At 67.4% G+C, this 18,593-nt stretch carries 14 protein-coding genes; 3 read left to right on the top strand and 11 right to left on the bottom strand.

Features of this window, described 5'->3' with window-relative positions:
- Positions 1 to 234 precede the first annotated feature (234 nt).
- Positions 235 to 924 carry a glycosyltransferase gene (locus tag DOM67_RS19750; protein ID WP_157958789.1) on the top strand — a complete coding sequence of 230 codons (690 nt, stop codon included), beginning with the start codon at positions 235 to 237 and terminating at the stop codon, positions 922 to 924.
- 48 nt (positions 925 to 972) lie between these two features.
- On the opposite strand, the gene DOM67_RS03900 is transcribed toward DOM67_RS19750, so the two are convergent.
- The 9 genes from DOM67_RS03900 to pgi form a co-directional block, all read right to left on the bottom strand.
- The gene (locus tag DOM67_RS03900) at positions 973 to 1,398 is read right to left on the bottom strand and encodes a DUF3465 domain-containing protein (protein ID WP_198651721.1); all 426 of its coding nucleotides are present in this window, start codon (positions 1,396 to 1,398) and stop codon (positions 973 to 975) included.
- A gap of 233 nt (positions 1,399 to 1,631) precedes the next feature.
- Positions 1,632 to 1,976: a protealysin inhibitor emfourin gene (locus tag DOM67_RS03895; protein ID WP_110674368.1), complete on the bottom strand. Its 345-nt coding sequence runs from the start codon at positions 1,974 to 1,976 to the stop codon at positions 1,632 to 1,634.
- Complete coding sequence (locus DOM67_RS03890) at positions 1,973 to 3,025, bottom strand: M4 family metallopeptidase (RefSeq protein ID WP_110674367.1); 1,053 nt, start codon at positions 3,023 to 3,025, stop codon at positions 1,973 to 1,975. The genes DOM67_RS03895 and DOM67_RS03890 overlap by 4 nt, the downstream gene beginning before the upstream one ends.
- Before the next feature lie 111 nt (positions 3,026 to 3,136).
- Positions 3,137 to 4,843 carry an HD domain-containing phosphohydrolase gene (locus tag DOM67_RS03885; protein WP_110674366.1) on the bottom strand — a complete coding sequence of 569 codons (1,707 nt, stop codon included), beginning with the start codon at positions 4,841 to 4,843 and terminating at the stop codon, positions 3,137 to 3,139.
- 145 nt (positions 4,844 to 4,988) lie between these two features.
- On the bottom strand, positions 4,989 to 6,203 hold the full coding sequence (serB, locus tag DOM67_RS03880) for a phosphoserine phosphatase SerB (protein ID WP_110674365.1): 1,215 nt from the start codon (positions 6,201 to 6,203) through the stop codon (positions 4,989 to 4,991).
- Between the two features lie 114 nt (positions 6,204 to 6,317).
- A complete protein-coding gene (parC, locus tag DOM67_RS03875) occupies positions 6,318 to 8,570 on the bottom strand; it encodes a DNA topoisomerase IV subunit A (protein WP_110674364.1) in 2,253 nt (750 codons plus the stop codon).
- 168 nt (positions 8,571 to 8,738) lie between these two features.
- On the bottom strand, positions 8,739 to 10,619 hold the full coding sequence (gene parE, locus DOM67_RS03870; RefSeq protein ID WP_110674363.1) for a DNA topoisomerase IV subunit B: 1,881 nt from the start codon (positions 10,617 to 10,619) through the stop codon (positions 8,739 to 8,741).
- Positions 10,620 to 10,808: 189 nt separating this feature from the next.
- Complete coding sequence (locus tag DOM67_RS03865) at positions 10,809 to 11,465, bottom strand: YqiA/YcfP family alpha/beta fold hydrolase (protein WP_232825128.1); 657 nt, start codon at positions 11,463 to 11,465, stop codon at positions 10,809 to 10,811.
- Between the two features lie 4 nt (positions 11,466 to 11,469).
- On the bottom strand, positions 11,470 to 13,119 hold the full coding sequence (gene pgi, locus DOM67_RS03860) for a glucose-6-phosphate isomerase (RefSeq protein WP_110674361.1): 1,650 nt from the start codon (positions 13,117 to 13,119) through the stop codon (positions 11,470 to 11,472).
- Positions 13,120 to 13,347: 228 nt separating this feature from the next.
- Between pgi and cmoA the strand changes: the two genes are divergently transcribed.
- Both cmoA and cmoB read left to right on the top strand, forming a co-directional pair.
- Entirely contained in the window at positions 13,348 to 14,145 is a 798-nt protein-coding gene (cmoA, locus tag DOM67_RS03855; protein WP_110674360.1) for a carboxy-S-adenosyl-L-methionine synthase CmoA, read from the top strand.
- Complete coding sequence (gene cmoB / locus DOM67_RS03850) at positions 14,142 to 15,182, top strand: tRNA 5-methoxyuridine(34)/uridine 5-oxyacetic acid(34) synthase CmoB (protein ID WP_110674359.1); 1,041 nt, start codon at positions 14,142 to 14,144, stop codon at positions 15,180 to 15,182. The genes cmoA and cmoB overlap by 4 nt, the downstream gene beginning before the upstream one ends.
- Before the next feature lie 157 nt (positions 15,183 to 15,339).
- Here cmoB and ilvD read toward each other — a convergent pair whose 3' ends face one another.
- Positions 15,340 to 17,190: a dihydroxy-acid dehydratase gene (gene ilvD / locus DOM67_RS03845; RefSeq protein WP_110674358.1), complete on the bottom strand. Its 1,851-nt coding sequence runs from the start codon at positions 17,188 to 17,190 to the stop codon at positions 15,340 to 15,342.
- 270 nt (positions 17,191 to 17,460) lie between these two features.
- Entirely contained in the window at positions 17,461 to 18,372 is a 912-nt protein-coding gene (gene epsC, locus DOM67_RS03840) for a serine O-acetyltransferase EpsC (protein ID WP_110674357.1), read from the bottom strand.
- Positions 18,373 to 18,593 lie beyond the last annotated feature (221 nt).

Raw genomic sequence — 18,593 nt, 5'->3', positions numbered from 1 at the left:
CGGCGCGGTGTCAGCATGCATCGTTTCAGCATACAACGTCGTCTGCTCGCCTGTCCGGCGCTGTCATCACCGCGTCATCGGCAGCGCGCAGCCTGGCGCCGCGGAGGTGGACCCGCGCATCCCAGGCCCGTTTCTAAGCCTGAGTTAAGGAAACCCTGTCACAGTCGATCTGGACCATGGCCAGGTCCGTCCAACGACCCGCTGCCGAATCAACCCACGCCCAGGGAGACCACGATGCTCGCACTGCCCAAGCTCTCGTTGATCGTCTTCGCGACCGCCCCCGCAGCGCAGATCGCGGCGCTGATCGAGGAGGCGTCGCGCGCACTGGTGCATGCCCGGGCACTGGAGTTTCTGATCCTCGACGGCGGGCGCGATGCACGTCTCGCACAGGCGCTCGGGGACCTGGCGCTCGACGTCGCCCGCGTACGGATTCTGCCATGGAGCGGCGATATCGATACGGCTCTGGGCCAGGCGGCGCGCCAGGCTCAGGGCGACTGGCTCGTGACCCTGGACAGCAGCGGCCGCGCCGACCCCCACGATCTTCCCGACATGCTCTGCGCGGCGCGGCATCAGGGATTGGCGCTGGTGCAGGGGCGAGCGCACCACGCCTCGGGCGCACAGCGCTGGCTGGCACGGCTGGCGACGCCATTCACCGCCGCCCACCAGCCCCCCCAGGGGCTATATGTGATCGAGCGCGAGGCACTGCGCGCCCTGCCGCCGCTGAAGGGCCTGATGCGCTTTCTGCCGATGCTGATCCGCCGCGGTGGCGGCCGCGTGGGCCAGCATCCGATCCTTTGGCGCACGCCGAGTGACGCCGTAGCACCCGCACCACGCCCCTCTCTCGGCGCACTCGGCGAGACCCTGATGCAGTGGCGTCAGGCCCGCCGCTGGCGTCCGCGCCAGGTCTCGCGCCGCCCGGCGTGAACGTCTGGCGTCAGCGCGAGTCCGTGTAAGTCAACTGACCTATAGCCCCTAGCGGTAACGCCGCCCGTGCCACTCGAGCCATCCGCCCGGGCGTTCGCCACGCGGGTCGCGGTGGGTCCAGTGCACCACGCCCCCCTTGGCATTCCAGACATACTCACCACGGAAACGCACCGTATCCTCGCGCGCGAGCCCGTCGAGCCGCGGCGCCAGATCGATGTTGTGGGCGATCAGCAGCGTCTGACCGCTCCTCAGGGCAAGCACGAAACGCTGATGCCGGCTGCCTTTGTCGTCATCGGGCAGCAGGCGCTGCACCTGTCCCTCACCCTCGATCCAGACGCCTTCCCGCTGGGCCTCGAAGGCCGCCTGCGGCGTCATCGCCGGTGCCTGCCAGTGAGCCAGCATCGGCACCACCAGTGCCGCCAACAGCAGTGCAATCACCGCACCGCCGATACCGCGCCTTGTCATTCGGGTCATGGTCTCTTCCCTTGCCAGGGAGACACTGTGACACCGGGCCGGTATGCGATAAAGCCCAGGGCTGGCTCGCCGCTACGCGCGCGCCAGCTCTGCCGGACACAGAACCGGACACAAAAAAAGAGGCCGAACCCAATACCGGGCTCGGCCTACGCTGTGTGCCCGTCCTGGGCTACTTAATCAGAGTACGATATGCCGATAGAGTTCCCGGAATGGGAAAATTAGGCGTTTGCGATTCAGGTATCCGGCTCGTCCAGCGCACCGGGGCCATGCTGCCATAGCCCCACCACACCGCGTGGCGCCTGCGTCTCGTCGAGCGCGCACTGCCAGCACTCCGCTTCCGGCTGCTCGAGAAACAGCCGGAAGACGCGCCGATCGGCCCCCGCCGCCGCCGGCTCGCCCGGGTCCAGGCGATCGATCTCCTCGAGCAGACGCTGCAACCGTTCACGCTGACGCTGGCTGAGCTTGCCGCACTCGATCCGCCGCGGACGCTCCAGCCCCGGCATGGCGGCAAAGCCCCCTTCGCGCACCACCGCCAGCACCGACGCCGGCGCCAGCCGAGGCACGCCGCGCACGCTCACCGCAGGACTCCCACGTCGACCCAGGCCTGGCGCACCGCATCCGCCACCGGGCTGTCAGCGCCGAAACGCTGCTCGGCGCAGCGCACGGTGATCTCGGCGAAGGTGGCAAAATCCGCATCCCGCGCCAGACGCGGGTCACGTAGCGCATCGAACCACACCGGCCCGGCGGCCTCCCAGGCGAAGCCGCCGAGGCGCGTGGCGGCCAGATAGAAGGCGCGATTGGGAATGCCGGAGTTGATATGCACGCCGCCGTTGTCGGAGGCGGTGTTGACAAAGGCGTCCATGTGCCCCGGCTGCGGGTCCTTGCCCAGCACCGGATCGTCGTAGGCACTGCCGGGATGGGCCATGGAGCGCAGCGCCCGACCGTTGACGCGGTCGGTGAGCAGCCCCTCGCCGATCAGCCAATCGGCCTCCTCGGCCGCCTGCTCGAAGTGGTGCTGCTTGACCATGGCGCCGAACACATCGGCCAGGGATTCGTTGAGCGCGCCGGACTGATCGGCATAGATCAGCCCCGCTTCGCGCTCGATCACGCCGTGGGTCAGCTCGTGGGCGACCACGTCGAGGGCCACGGTGAAACGGTTGAACAGCTCACCGTCGCCATCGCCGAAGACCATCTGCGCGCCGTTCCAGAAGGCGTTGTCGTAGTCTTCACCGTAGTGAACGGTACCCAGCAGCGCCATGCCTTGGGCATCGATGGAGTCGCGGGCGAAGACCTCCCAGTAGAAGCGGTAGGTTGCGCCCAGCCAAAGATAGGCTTCGTCGACGGCGAGATCGCCGGTCTCCGGGTCGCCCTCGCTGCGCACCCGCTCTCCCGGCAGGATTTCCTGCTGAGCGGCAGTGTAGATATAGCGCGCGGGCTCGCCGCCACGCTTGCCATCCGCGGGGCGCGCCGCGGCCTGACTGGCGTTGCGCAGACGAAACTGGGCGTCGGCCTTGAGCGTGGCCTGGGCACAGCGCTGCAAGCGCGCGTTGCCGTGGGAGAGAATGCGCTCCAGCACATGGGGCGGCATGAAACCTTGGGATTGACCTGGGCGCGTCGTCGCTGGCATCGGACACCTCCTGTGATGAGACCAAGATCACAGTCAGTGTGGCTCAGGCATGGCGGCGATGCCGTGGCGGACCTGTTGCATTTTGTCACCGCCCCGGGTGGGGCGATGGGCTCAGCTCAGATGCAGGCCGTAACTCGCCTCGGGCAACACACCTTCGAATTTGCCGAGCTGGGCGATGTCTCCGTCATTGAGTATCTGATCGAGGCGCCGCTGGGGGCTCTTGGTATTGAGTACCAGATGCACCTGGGCCGGCCGCCCTTGATCATCGATACGCTGCACCCAGGCCAGCGCACCGCTGGAGAAGCGCGCCAGCGAGCCTACCGGCGCGGTACCGAAGCGGCGCACGTAGCGCTGCGCCCAGGTGGCATCGAACAGCGCCGGATGACCCAGCACATGGCGGTAGCGCTCGAGCAATGGCCAGGCGTCGCGATCCGCGCGGGGCTGTCCCAGCGCATCGATCACGTCGACCACCGCCATCATGCGCCCCAGTGGGCTCAACTGCGCATCCCCCAGCGCCGCCGGATAGCCGCTGCCGTCAAGCCGCTCGTTGGCCTCGCCGACGATGGCCCGGGCAATCTCAGGTGACAGCCAGCGGCAGTGCTCGAGCTGGGTGAGCACTGCCGGTACGTGCTCGGCCAGACGCGCGCGCGCCTCGGCGTCGAGCGGCTCACGGCTGTCGAGGATCGATGCCGGCAGCTGGCACTTGCCCAGATCATGCACCAGTGCGCTGGCCGCCACCGCCTTGATCACATCCTCGGGATAGCCCTGCCAGCGAACCAGATCGGTGGCACGCACCGCGACACCGAGCGAATGCCGCACCAGCGGCGTCTCCTCGTGCAGGTAACCGAGCGCATAGAGCAGCGCGTCCTGCCCCTGACCGCTCAGGGTGACCAGGGTATCGGCGTGGCGCGAGAGCAGCGACGAAGCGATCGCGCCGCCATTCTGCAGTGTCAGGATCTGCGCACTGAGATAGTCGGCGATCTTCTTGAGCCGCCGCGCGGTGGCGTTGCCGACCGCCAACGCAGTTGTCTCCGCTGGCTTCGGGGCCGGACGCTGGCCGTCCGGCCCCCGGAACAGCGGCGAAGGTGAGAGTACCTTGTCGCGGGTCATCACGCTGCGCGCGCCCTCACGCTCGGCCTCCTTGACGCAGTACCACAGCAGACGCTCTTTATCGAGACTGGGATCATCGAACTCGCAGCCGATCAGTGCCTCGCGCCACCCCTCGTCGCTGCGCACATGGCGAATGGAACCGCTGAGGCGCAGCGACTGAAGACTGGGAAAATGCAGTTCGAGCGGCGCGAAGCGCTGACCCGAGGCCAGCGAGACGGCACGCCCCAGCGGCATCGCCAGCAGGCAGCCACCCAGGGAGAGATTGCGCAGCTCCACGGCCACGGGCGTCTCGTGCCCTTCCAGCACGAGACGCGCCTCGACGCCCATCTCCGCGCGGATCGGAGCCCGGAAGGTATTGCGTCGATGCACGGTACTCAGCAGCTCAGGGTAGCTGCAGCGCACACGCAGCCGGTCGCCATCGGTCTCGAGCCACTCGATCACCGCCAGGGTCGAGGTGCGCACCATGGCGCCGTTGACATGCCCGAAGAGGTGGAAGGCATCGCCCCGCTTCAGCTGCTCAGCCAGCGCCGGGACGGCACTGATATCGATGATCAGCGCATGATCGCGCTCGATATCGTCGAGCAGCACCGGCCACGACTCTTCGCCCTGGTCGAACGCCAGATTGACGCTACCCTGAATGCAGAGCGGATCGAGCCACTCCCACTTGGCCTTGGCATTGAGGATGTCGGTCGAAGCGGAGGTGCTCATGCGGGTTCTCGATACCGGCAGCAGATACTGAGATACAATTTACAACACTATATTTCAAAAATCTTCTATTGCCGTTACTAAAATACACCCGAGGTCGCATCGCAGTGACCAGCGCCTCACTGGTGCCAGCAGCTGCGCATGCCGTTCACTCCGGCACCAGCGCCCACTCCGGATACTCCAGCAGATAGAGCAAGCCATCCAGACCCAGGGTCGAAACCGACAGCGCGGCCTCACGGCGCACCAGCGGCTTGGCGTGGAAGGCAACGCCGAGCCCCGCCCGGGCCAGCATCTGGAGATCGTTGGCGCCATCTCCCACGGCCACGGTCTGGGCCAGATCGAGCCCCTCGCGGCTAGCGATCTGCTCGAGTAACTGCGCCTTGCGTGCGGCATCGACGATCGGCTCGGCAACCTCACCGGTCACCTTGCCGTCGCGAATCACCAGCTCGTTGGCATGGATCTCGTCGAATCCCAGGCGCTGCTGCAGATAGCGCGCGAAATAGGTAAAGCCGCCGGAGAGAATGGCGGTGCGGTAACCCAGACGCTTGAGATGGCGCATCAGACGCTCCGCCCCGGGCATCAGCGGTAGCGACTCGGCGATCTCGGCGAGGACCGATTCGTCCAGCCCCTCCAGCTTGCGCATGCGCTCGCGAAAGCTCTGCTGGAAGTCGAGCTCGCCGCGCATCGCCCGTGCGGTGATCGCTGCCACCTCGTCGAACACGCCGTGGCACCGGGCCAGCTCGTCGATCACCTCGGCCTGGATCAGGGTCGAATCCATGTCGAAGCAGACCAGACGGCGGTGCCGCGACCACAGCTCGGCGGGCTGCAGGGTGACGTCGACCGCAAAACGCTCGCTCAACGCCAGCATGCGCTCGCGCAGTGCCTGAAGATCGGCGGACTCGCCGCGCAGCCGCCACTGCAGGCAGGCACCATGGGACAGCGCTTCAGGCGCGGCGTCGAGACTCGGCGGCGCCGAGAGCCGCTTGATACGCTCGATGGTGAGCCCCTCACTGGCGGTCAGGGTGGCCACCTCGGCCACCACCTCGGCGCTGATGCGCGGCCCCAGCACGCTGAGCACCCACCGCGGTGCAGCGGCCTCCTCGGCCCAGCCGAGGGTCATCTCGGGGGTGACCGCCTCGACCCGGCAGTCGAGTCCGCAGATGTCGCCGGCACTCGGCAGCAGCGCGGCCACGTCGACCTCGTCGTCGGTCTCGACCAGCGCCTCCAGGCGGACCTGACCGAAGGCCACATGCTGATCCATGTCCAGCAGCTGCAGCCCTGCCGTCGCCAGCGCGGTGCTCAGGGTAGCGGTCTGCCCCGGGCGTGCCGGGCCGGTGGCTCTTATCACGAAACGTCGTGCCATGTTTTCCCCACGGGGCGCCGTCGACGCCCCTTTCGTCAGTGGCACGGCCGGCAGCGCCGGGCCGTGCGCTTGTCAGTCGGTGTCGTCTTCACAGGGTGACGCGTGGCGGCGCGCTCAGCCCTCGACCTCGAGCCGGTCGACCTTCTGGAAACCGCGCGCCAGCTTGCTGCCGCGGCGCCCACGCTCGCCGGCATAGTAGTCGAGATCGGCCGCCTTGAGCGTCTGCTTGCGTTTGCCGGCATGCACCACCAGCGCCGCGCCCTCCGGCAGCAGCACCAGGTCGCGCACGAACTCCTCGCGATTGGCGGCGCGCTGGCCGGGAATCGCGATCATCTTGTTGCCCTTGCCCTTGGCCATCTCGGGCAGATCGGTGAGCGCGAACACCAGCAGCCGGCCCTCGTTGGAGACCACCGCCACGCGCAGCGTGTCAGCGGCCGGAATCCGCTGCGGCGGCAGCACGTTGCAGCCCTGGGGCACCGAGAGCACCGCCTTGCCGGCCTTGTTCTTGCCGAGCAGATCCTCGAGCTTGACCACGAAGCCGTAGCCGGCGTCGGTGGCGAGCAGGTAGCGCGCCTCGGGCACGTCGAGCATCAACCCGATCATGCTCGCCCCCGCCGGCGGATTGACCCGCCCGGTGATCGGCTCACCCTGCCCGCGCGCCGACGGCAGATTGTGGGCGCTCAGGGTGTAGCTGCGGCCGCTGTCGTCGAGCAGCACCAGCGGCTGGTTGGTCTTGCCGCGGGCGGCGAGATGGAACTTGTCGCCGGCCTTGTAGGAGAGTCCCGCCGGGTCGATGTCATGCCCCCGCGCGGCGCGAATCCAGCCCTTCTCGGAGAGCACCACGGTGACCGGATCGGCGCCGAGCAGCTCGACCTCGGAGAGCGCCTTGGCCTCGCTGCGCTCGACCAGCGGCGAACGGCGTTCGTCGCCATAGGCCTTGGCGGCGTCGCGCAGCTCCTTCTCGATCAGCTTGGTCATGGCCGCCTCACTGCCCAGCAGCTTCTGCAGCCGCTGGCGTTCGGCCTCGAGCTCGTCCTGCTCGCCACGGATCTTCATCTCCTCGAGCTTGGCCAGGTGGCGCAGGCGCAGTTCGAGGATCGCTTCGGCCTGGCGCTCGCTGAGCCCGAACACCGCCATCAGTGCCGGCTTGGGCTCGTCCTCCTCGCGGATGATGCGGATCACCTCGTCGATGTTGAGATAGGCCGCCAGCAAGCCTTCGAGGATGTGCAGGCGCTCCTCGACCTTGTCGAGACGGTGCTGACTGCGCCGACGCACCGTCTCGCGGCGGAAGGTGAGCCACTCGCCAAGCATGTCGTTGAGCGGCATCACCCGCGGCCGGCCGTCGAGGGCGATCACGTTGAGATTGACGCGCACGTTCTTCTCGAGATCGGTGGTGGCGAACAGGTGCGCCATCAGCCCCTCGACATCGATGCGGTTGGAACGGGGTTCGATCACCAGCCGGGTCGGCGTCTCGTGGGTCGACTCGTCACGCAGGTCGGCGACCATCGGCAGCTTCTTGGCCTGCATCTGAGCGGCGATCTGCTCGAGCACCTTGGCCCCGCTGACCTGATACGGCAGCGCGGTGATGACGATGTTGCCCTCTTCGCGCAGGTAGCGCCCACGCAGCTTCACCGAGCCGCGGCCGCTCTCGTAGAGCTTGCGCAGGTCCGCGGCCGGCGAAATGATCTCGGCCTCGGTGGGGAAGTCCGGCGCCGGCACATAGGCCATCAGGTCGGCGACGCTGGCGCCGGGATGGCGCAGCAGGTGGCAGGTGGCATCCACCACTTCACGCACGTTGTGCGGCGGGATGTCGGTCGCCATGCCCACAGCGATCCCGGTACCGCCGTTGAGCAGCACGTGGGGCAGACGCGAGGGCAGCACCGACGGCTCGTTCAGGGTGCCGTCGAAGTTGGGGGTCCAGTCCACCGTACCCTGCCCCAGCTCGGCAAGCAGGGTCTCGGAGAAGCGCGACAACCGCGCCTCGGTGTAGCGCATCGCGGCGAACGACTTGGGGTCGTCGGGACTACCCCAGTTGCCCTGGCCGTCGACCAGCGGATAGCGGTAGCTGAACGGCTGCGCCATCAGCACCATCGCTTCGTAGCAGGCGCTGTCGCCGTGGGGGTGGAACTTGCCGAGCACGTCGCCGACGGTACGCGCCGACTTCTTGTACTTGGCGTTGGCGGTCAACGACAGCTCACGCATGGCGTAGACGATGCGCCGCTGCACCGGCTTCATGCCGTCACCGATGTGCGGCAGGGCGCGGTCGAGAATCACGTACATCGAATAGTCGAGGTACGCCTTCTCGGTGTACTCCTTGAGCGAAAGGCGTTCGACGTCGCCCTCCGCCACCTGGATATCCATGGTCATACGCTAAGCCCTTGGTCAGGGTTCAAGAATCATTGTCTGCCCTCTTCGCGGCTTACCCGGCGGCAGGTCTTCGCGGAGGCGCTGTGAACCCCTCCCTGGGCGCTACATTTGCCATCCCTGGCAAATGACCTCCGCTGAGACCTGCCCCCGGCGCCGCGCGCCCTGGCGCTACACTTCGATATCCGCCAGGTTGCCGTAGTCTTCCAGCCAGCTCTTGCGATCGCTCGCCCGCTTGCGCGCCAGCAGCATGTCCATCATCTCCAGCGTACCGTCGTCGAGCTCGCGGGTGAGCTGCACCAGCCGCCGCGTGTCCACCGCCATGGTGGTCTCGCGCAGCTGCAGCGGGCTCATCTCGCCCAGGCCCTTGAAGCGCTGGACATTGGGCGTGCCACGCTTCTTCTCCAGGCGCTTGAGGATCGAGGCCTTCTCGCTCTCGTCGAGGGCGTAGTGGACCTCCTTGCCCAGGTCGATGCGGTAGAGCGGCGGCATGGCGACGAAGACATGGCCGGCATCCACCAGCGCCGGGAAGTGGCGCACGAACAGCGCGCACAGCAGCGTCGCGATGTGCAGGCCGTCGGAGTCGGCGTCAGCGAGGATGCACACCTTGTGGTAGCGCAGCTTGGAGAGGTCGTCGCTGACGGGGTCGAGACCGATCGCCACGGCGATGTCGTGGACCTCCTGGGAGCTGTAGATATCCCCCGACTCCACCTCCCAGGTGTTGAGGATCTTGCCGCGCAGCGGCAGGATCGCCTGGGTCTCGCGATTGCGCGCCTGCTTGGCGCTGCCGCCGGCGGAGTCGCCCTCGACCAGGAACAGCTCGCTGGCCACCGGGTCCTGGCCCGAGCAGTCGGCCAGCTTGCCCGGCAGCGCAGGACCGGAGGTGACCTTCTTGCGCGCCACCTTCTTGGCACTCTTCTGGCGCCGCTGGGCGGCGCTGACCACCAGCTCGGCCAGCGCTTCCGCCTGATCGGTATGGTGGTTGAGCCACAGCGAGAAGGCATCCTTGACCACCCCGGAGACGAAGCCGGCCACGGTACGCGACGACAACCGCTCCTTGGTCTGGCCGGCGAACTGCGGGTCGAGCATCTTCACCGAGAGCACGAACGAGACCCGCTCCCACAGATCCTCGGGGCTCAGCTTGACCCCCCGAGGCAGCAGGTTGCGGTACTCGCAGAACTCCCGCACGGCCTCGAGCAGCCCGCTGCGGAAGCCGTTGACGTGGGTCCCGCCGAGCGGCGTGGGGATCAGGTTGACGTAGGACTCGAGCAGCGGTTCGCCGCCCTCGGGCAGCCACTGGATCGCCCAGTCGACCGCCTGCTCGTCATCCTCGAAATGGCCGGTGAACGGCGCCGCCGGCAGCACCTCGAAGCCATCGGTGGCCTGGGCCAGATAGTCGCGCAGGCCGTCGGCGTACTGCCACACGCTCTCGTTGCCGTCACTCTCCTTGAGCGAGACCTTGAGCCCCGGACAGAGCACCGCCTTGGCCCGCAGCAGATGCTTCAGCCGCGGCAGCGACAGCTTGGGGCTGTCGAAGTAGCTGGCTTCCGGCCAGAACCGCACCACGGTACCGGTGGCGCGCTTGGCGCAGCTGCCGATCACCGCCAGCTCCTCGACCTTCTCGCCCTTCTCGAAGGCGATCCGGTAGCGGCTGCCGTCGCGGCACACCTCGACCTCGAGCCGGGTCGACAGCGCGTTGACCACCGAGACCCCGACCCCGTGCAGGCCGCCGGAGAAGCGGTAGCTCGACTGCGAGAACTTGCCGCCCGCATGCAGCCGGGTCAGGATCAGCTCCACCCCGGAGACCCCATGTTCGGGGTGCAGATCGATCGGCATGCCGCGGCCGTCGTCGGAGACCTCGATGCCGCCGTCGTCGAGCAGCACCACGCGGATATCGTGGGCGTGGCCCGCCAGCGCCTCGTCGACGCTGTTGTCGATCACCTCCTGCACCAGGTGGTTGGGGCGGGAGGTATCGGTGTACATGCCCGGCCGTTTGCGGACCGGATCGAGCCCCGAGAGGACCTCGATGGAGCTGGCACTGTATTGCGTCATGCAGTGTCTCGCCGTATTTGCAGAAACGAAGGGGTGATGCCGCAGCGGTCCCACGGCCTGGACGCCACCGATATCGAAAGCGTGACTATCGGCGGTATCCGTCACCGCGGCGGACATCATACACCACTGTTCAAATCATCAGTACCGGGTTGCGCCAGACGCGGGCATCTCACGTGTCAGCGGCCAGGGTCAGACCACCGGCGGCAGCGTCCAGCCGCCGTGCGCGAACAGCGCCGGCAGATAGCGCGCCAGCTCGCTGAAGCCGTGATCACCACCGGGATGGATCAGCGTTCGGCAGCCGGCGTAGGCGTGTAGCGCATCGCGGCAATCGAGCGTCTCGTCGGCGCTGCCCAGCAGCAACAGATAGCGCTGGGGGTGCACCAGGCGCGACCACTGCAGCGCCAGCAGTTGCTCATGATGGGCAGTGCCGATGGTGAAGGAGTCGCCGGTGTAGGCGTTGACCAGGTGCTGTCCCTGATAATCGGCCACGAAGCGCGCCGGCTGAACCGCAGGATTGATCAGCACCGCCGGCAGGCCGTGGCGCTCGGCCAGGCAGGTGGCGAGAAAGCCCCCCATGGAACTGCCCACCAGCAGCGTGGTACCGGGCAGCTCGTCCAGGCACGCCTCGGCGTGGTCGAGGGCGGCCTGGGGGTAGTGCGGCAGGTCCGGCGTGGCACAGGCCAGCTCGCGCCCGCCCTGCGCCGCCAGCGTCTCGCAGGCAGCAGCCACCAGCTGCGCCTTGGGCGAGGCACCGGCACTGTTGAAGCCGTGCAGGTAGAGCAGCGAATCCACCGGCGTCGAAACACCGGCCGACTCGCTCACCATCACGGCAGAGTGCGCAGGCACCCGCTCACGCCTGCTGCTGGCCGCGCCAGATCGCCTCGATCAGGCCACGGCTGGAGTCGTCGAGGGTCTCGAGCCCGCTCTGGGTGGCGATGATCTCCTCGGTCTCGGTGGCGATCTTCTTGCCCAGCTCCACGCCCCACTGGTCGAAGGAGTCGATGTTCCAGATCACCCCCTGGACGAACACCTTGTGTTCGTAGAGCGCGATCAGCGCCCCCAGCGTGGCCGGGTTGAGGCTGTCGAAGAGCATCGTGGTCGAGGGCTGGTTGCCGCGGTAGCGCTTGTAGCTCGGCGGCGTGCTCTCGGACTTGATCGCATCGTCACCCAGCATCAGCACCCGCGACTGGGCAAAGCAGTTGGCCAGCGCCAGGCGGTGCTGGGCCATCAGATCGTCACGGAAGCGCACGTCCTCGACGTCGTTGTAGCGGTTGATCGGCGCCAGGAAGTCGCACGCCACCGGCTGGGTGCCCTGGTGCAAGAGCTGATAGAAGGCGTGCTGGCCGTTGGGTCCGATCTCGCCCCAGATCACCGGGCAGGTGGAGTAGTCGACCACAGCGTCGTCGTTGGTCACCGACTTGCCGTTGGACTCCATCTCCAGCTGCTGGAAATAGCCCGGCAGATGCTTGAGCCGGCCATCGTAGGGCAGCACGGCGTGCGAGCGGATATCGAGGAAGTTGACGTTCCAGATCCCGATCAGCGCCAGCTGCACCGGCAGGTTCTCGGCCAGCGGCGCGGTGCGGAAGTGCTCGTCCATGGCGTGGGCGCCGGCGAGCAGACGCCGGAAGTTGTCCATGCCGACACGAATGGCGATCGGCAGGCCGATGGCACTCCACAGCGAGTAGCGCCCGCCGACCCAGTCCCAGAACAGAAGCTGGTTGGCCGGATCGATGCCCCACTCGCTCATCTTGTCCGGCTTGGTCGAGACGCCGACGAAGTGGAAGCGCTTGATCAGCTTCTCGTCGCCACCCAGGCGCGAGGCGATCCAGTCCAGCGCGGTGGAAGCGTTGGAGAGCGTATCGATGGTGCCGAAGGACTTCGACGACAGGATGAACAGCGTGGTCTCGGGGTTGAGCCAGCCGAGGAAGTCCGCCAGCTGCGAGCCGTCCATGGTGGAGGCGAAGTGGGTCGCCACCTCGTGGGCGTGATCCGGCTCGAAGTCGGCCAGCGCCGAGGTCACCATCAAGGGGCCGAGGTCGGAGCCGCCGACGCCGAGGTTGACCACGTCGGTGATCGGCTTGCCGGTGGCACCGCGCCACTGCCCCTGCAGCAGCTTACCGACCAGGGTCTCCATCTTGTCGAGGGTCGCGTGCACCTCGCCGACGACATCGACGCCCTCGACCTCCAGCTTGGCCTCCCGCGGCAGCCGCAGCGCGCTGTGCAGCGCCGGGCGATCCTCGGTCTGGTTGACCCGCTCACCGCGGAGCAGGCGCTGGATGGCCTCGGGGACCCGCGCCTCTTCCGCCAGCGCGATCAGCTGATCGCGCACCTCCGGCGTCCAGCGCTGCTTGGACAGATCGAGGTGAATACCCGCCGCTTCGAGGGCAAAGGTCTCGAAACGCGACGGCTGCTGGAACAGGGTCTTGAGGTGGACATCGCGCATGCCACCCTCGAGCTGCTGCTCGAGCGCCTGCCATGCCTGGGTCTCACGGATCGACATCGATTGACTCTCCTTGTATCGGGGAACTGGCGGCGAACGAGCGGCGTCGGGGCACGCTGGCGCGAAGGAAGCCGGCGTGGCCACCCGGTGCATCCCGGTCACGTGCAGCCCGGGCGCGCAAAACGTACACTACGCTTGGCGTGAGCCGTGCCCCGTCGCTCGCTTCACGCGATCCCGATGAAAATGATCTTCCACGATGAAACGGATCTTCCACGTAGTCTTCCGACAATGACTGACGCATCTTACCGTGACGCCATCTTTTCGACACCCCTCGATCGCGTGGCCAGTTTTTCGTTCGACGAGCAGGTCGTGGCGTGTTTTCCCGACATGGTGCGCCGCTCGATTCCCGGCTACGGCCAGATCCTGGGCATGCTCGGCCTGCTCGCCGAGCGTCACCTGCGCCACGGCGCTCACGTCTACGATCTCGGCTGCTCGCTGGGCGCGGTAGGGCTGTCGCTGGCCGGGCGCCTGGCACCGGAGGCGTTCGCGCTGACCGGGGTCGACCTGTCACCGGCGATGCTCGCCCGCGCCCGTGCCACCGCCGAGACCGAGGCCCCACGCCATCAGCTGGCATTCGTCGAGGGCGACATTCGTGAGCTCGACTATCGGGCCAGCGGCATGATCGTGCTCAACTTCACCCTGCAGTTCCTGCCGCCGGCGGATCGCGACGCGGTGATCGCGCGACTCTTCGAGGCGCTCGAACCCGGCGGCATCCTGGTGTTGTCGGAGAAGATCGTCGCCCCCGACGAGCAGGAGAACGCCTGGCTGGTGGAGCGCTACCACGACTTCAAGCGCGCCAACGGTTACAGCGACATGGAGATCAGCCAGAAGCGTACCGCGCTGGAGAACGTGCTGATGCCCGATACCCTGGCGCAGCACCAGGCGCGTTTGCAAGCGGTCGGCTTCGCCCGCGTGACGACCTGGTTCCAGTACCTCAACTTCGCCTCGATGGTCGCCTTCAAGGAGCGCGCGGGCGGCGCCAGCACAGAGACCGCCGACACCAGCGCAGGTGGCGACCCCGCATGAGCCAGCCCTCCGCCCTGCCCGCAGAGAGCCGCGACGCCGCCACCACCCTGGCCGAGGCCGAGCGCCGCCTCTACCTGGCCTTTCTCGACCAGGGGCTGACCCGCTGGCTGGCCGCCCTGCCCGAACAGCTCGCCCGCGGGCTCGACCGCCAGCGCCACGGCGATCTGCCAGCGTGGGAGAAGGCGGTGGCCAAGCTGCCGCCGCTGCCCGCCGCGCGTCGGGTCGATCTCGATGCCGATCAGGTCAGCGTCGAGGTCGACCTCGGCGACGCCAATCGCCGCCGCTGCAACAACCTGCTGCGCATTCTGATGCCGTGGCGCAAGGGGCCCTATCGGCTCGGCGACATCACCATCGACACCGAGTGGCGCTCGGACTGGAAGTGGCAGCGCGTGGCGCCGCACCTCTCGCCGCTGGCCGGGCGCCGGGTGCTCGACGTGGGCGGCGGCAACGGCTACCACGCCTGGCGCATGGCCGGCGCCGGGGCCGCCTTCGTGCTGGTGATCGACCCCTCGCCGCGCTTCTACTACCAGTTCCAGGCAGTGCGTCACTTCGTCGGCGACGCCGACGGCCACCGCACTCACTTCCTGCCGGTGGGCATCGAGGACGTACCGCCGCGCCTCGCCGCCTTCGACACGGTGTTCTCGATGGGCGTGCTCTATCACCGCGCCTCGCCGCTGGAGCATCTCCTGCAGCTCAAGGACGCCCTCGCCCCCGGCGGCGAGCTGGTGCTGGAGACCCTGGTGGTCGAGGGCGACGAACAGACCGTGTTCATGCCCGGCGAGCGCTACGCCAGCATGCCCAACGTCTACTTCCTGCCATCGTCGCGGGCGCTGGCACACTGGCTCGGACGCTGCGGCTTCGAGGCGATCCGCTGCGTCGACGAGACCGTCACCCGTCTCGACGAGCAGCGCGCCACCGAGTGGATGACCTTCCATTCGCTGGCCGATTTTCTCGATCCGCAGGACCGCAGCCGGACGATCGAAGGTTACCCCGCGCCGCGCAGGGCAACGCTGATCGCACGCAAGCCGCAACGCTGACCCTAGGGCCTCGTATAGATACCGGGGGGCACCCAGCCCGCGCGAAGCCCACCACAGAAGCGCTCCCCAAAAGAGGACGCCCGCTGGTCAGCGGGCGTTCTCGGTCATGGCGGCCAGGTGCATTCAGTCAGTCTGGACAGCCATTGGGATCTACCGCCTAGCGCGCTTCGAGCTTGTCCAGGTCGCGCACCGCGCCGCGGTCCGCCGAGGTCGCCAGCATGGCGTAGGCCTTGAGCGCCGCGGAGACCTTGCGCTCGCGCTGGATCGTTGGCTTCCACGCCTGGGCACCGCGATCCTCCATGGCCTGGCGGCGATGCGCCAGCTGCTCGGTGGAGAGCAGCACCTCGATGGTGCGGTTGGGGATGTCGATACGGATGGTGTCGCCGCTCTCGACCAGACCGATCGCGCCACCGGCAGCAGCCTCCGGCGAGACATGGCCGATCGAGAGCCCCGAGGTGCCGCCGGAGAAGCGGCCATCGGTCATCAGCGCGCACGCCTTGCCGAGCCCTTTCGACTTCAGGTAGGAGGTCGGGTAGAGCATCTCCTGCATGCCCGGGCCGCCCTTCGGCCCCTCGTAGGTGATCACCACCACTTCACCCGCCTTCACCTGACCGGCGAGAATGCGCTCGACCGCCTGATCCTGGGACTCGACAACATGGGCCGGCCCCTCGAACACCAGGATGGCATCGTCGACGCCGGCCGTCTTCACCACGCAGCCGTTCTCGGCGATGTTGCCGTAGAGCACGGCCAGGCCGCCCTCGCGCGAGAAGGCGTGCTCCAGGCTGCGGATACAGCCCTCGGCGCGGTCGCCGTCCAGCGACGGCCAGCGCGCCGCCTGAGAGAAGGCCTGCTGGGTCGGCACGCCGCCGGGGCCGGCCTTGTAGAATTCGACCACTTCCGGGGTCGGGTTGCGCATGATGTCCCACTCGTCGAGCGCGATGGCCAGCGAGTCGCCATAGACGGTGGGCACCGACGTATCCAGCACCCCGGCGCGATCCAGCTCACCCAGAATCCCCATGATCCCGCCGGCGCGGTGGCAATCCTCGACATGGTACTTCTGGGTGTTGGGCGCCAGCTTGCACAGCTGCGGCACCTCCCGCGACAGGCGGTCGATGTCGGCCATGGTGAAGTCGACCTCCGCCTCCTGCGCCGCGGCCAGCAGGTGCAGGATGGTGTTGGTCGAACCGCCCATCGCGATGTCCAGCGTCATCGCATTGCGGAAGGCGCGCTTGGAGCCGATGGCACGCGGCAGCAGGTGCGCCTCGTCACCCTCGTAGTAGCGCTTGGCCAGCGAGACGATGCGCTCGCCCGCGGTCTCGAACAGCCGGCGGCGGTCGGCGTGGGTCGCCAACATGGTGCCGTTGCCGGGCAGCGCCAGGCCCAGCGCCTCGGTCAGGCAGTTCATCGAGTTGGCGGTGAACATCCCCGAGCAGCTGCCGCAGGTCGGGCAGGCGCTGCGCTCGATCTCGGCGATCTCGTCGTCGCTGTACTTGTCGTCGGCGGCGGAGATCATGGCGTCGATCAGGTCGAGGCCATGGTCCAGCAGCTTGGTCTTGCCGGCCTCCATCGGCCCGCCGGAGACGAAGATGGTGGGCACGTTGAGGCGCATGGCCGCCATCAGCATGCCGGGGGTGATCTTGTCGCAGTTGGAGATACACACCAGCGCATCGGCGCAGTGGGCATTGACCATGTACTCGACGCTGTCGGCGATGATGTCGCGGCTCGGCAGCGAATAGAGCATGCCGTCGTGGCCCATGGCGATCCCGTCGTCGACCGCGATGGTATTGAACTCCTTGGCCACCCCGCCGGCCTTTTCGATTTCACGCGCCACCAGCTGGCCCATGTCCTTCAGGTGCACATGGCCGGGAACGAACTGGGTAAAGGAGTTGGCGACGGCGATGATCGGCTTGTGGAAGTCGTCGTCCTTCATCCCGGTGGCGCGCCACAGGGCGCGGGCGCCGGCCATGTTGCGGCCCTGGGTGGTGGTTCGCGAGCGATACTCGGGCATGCTGTCCTCATCTGTCTGGGTCGGGGCCGGCCTGGCCGGGCCCGGGTCGTGTCAGGGTCTCAGAGGGTGTTTACAAATTCGGCGAGCGAAGGCAAGACAAGGCAAAATCGGTCGAAAAAGCGGAGTTTACACGGGGTAAATGAGCATTTTGAGGCCGATTTTAACGCCGTATTGCCGAGCGCAGGCATTTTGTAAACACCCTCTCAGCGGCGGGCGTCGAGCACCCGCGCAGGACGACGCGGCGGCAGGGGTGCGCGTCGAAAGGTGTCGTTAAGGACACGGACCACTCTGGATGTTTGCCTGAGTGATGTTACTGCCGGGTTCCACGCTGCAGGTGAGCCAGACGTTGCCCCCGATGACCGATCCGCGGCCGACGGTGATACGGCCGAGAATCGTGGCGCCGGCATAGATCACCACGTCGTCTTCGACGATCGGGTGGCGCGGCAACCCCTTCTCCAGATGCCCCTTCTCGTCGGCCGGGAAGCGCTTGGCGCCGAGGGTCACCATCTGATAGAGGCGCACGCGGTCGCCGATGATCGCGGTCTCGCCGATCACCACGCCGGTGCCGTGATCGATGAAGAAGCCTTCACCGATCTGCGCGCCGGGATGAATGTCGATCCCGGTATCTGAGTGCGCCAGCTCGGCGATGATACGGGCCACCAGGCCGGCGCCGGCGCGATAGAAGTAGTGCGCGATCCGGTGATAGATCACCGCATGGACACCGGGATAGCAGAGCAGTACCTCGTCGACGCTGCGCGCGGCAGGGTCGCCGTAGTAGGCCGCCATGACGTCGCCATCGAGGCGTCGACGCAGCCCCGGCAGGCTGTCGGCGAAGCCCTGCACGATCTGGTTGGCGCGCTCGCTGGGGTCGCTGTCGCGATCACCGTCCAGACGTGCCATGTAGCGCAGTTCCAGAAGCACCTCTTCTTGCAGCGCGTTGAGCGCCCGGTCGAGGGTATGGCCGACGTAGAAGTCCTCGCTCTCCTTGCGCAGGTCCGAAGGCCCCAGACGCATCGGGAAGACCGCGCCACTGAGGACATCCAGGGTATCGCGCAGGCGATGACGCGACGGCAGCTCCCGACAGCCGCGCTCTTTCTCACGACCGTTCTGGGCGCGCCACTGTTCGCGGGTCGCGCGAAGCTGAGTGACGATGCCATCGAGCTGCCAGTTGACGTGTTGCATGAGCGTGTCCTTTGAATCTGCGCACGGGCCGGAGCGATATCATACGACTCGACGCCGCGTTGACCAACCACGGCGAGGGTCGCGCGCCCCGGGGTGACGGCCTCGCCCACCCACGGGACGCAAAAAGGCGGCCCCGCTGCCGGGGCCGCCATCGTGAAAGCGAAGCGTCGCGCGAGCGCGTCTCAGCGCTTGAAAAGCTCCCGCACGTCCTTCGCTTCCCA

This window comes from Salinicola sp. RZ23, from assembly GCF_003206675.1.
GTDB classification, from domain to species: Bacteria; Pseudomonadota; Gammaproteobacteria; order Pseudomonadales; family Halomonadaceae; genus Salinicola; species Salinicola endophyticus.
This window is presented reverse-complemented; position numbering and strand designations above follow the sequence as displayed.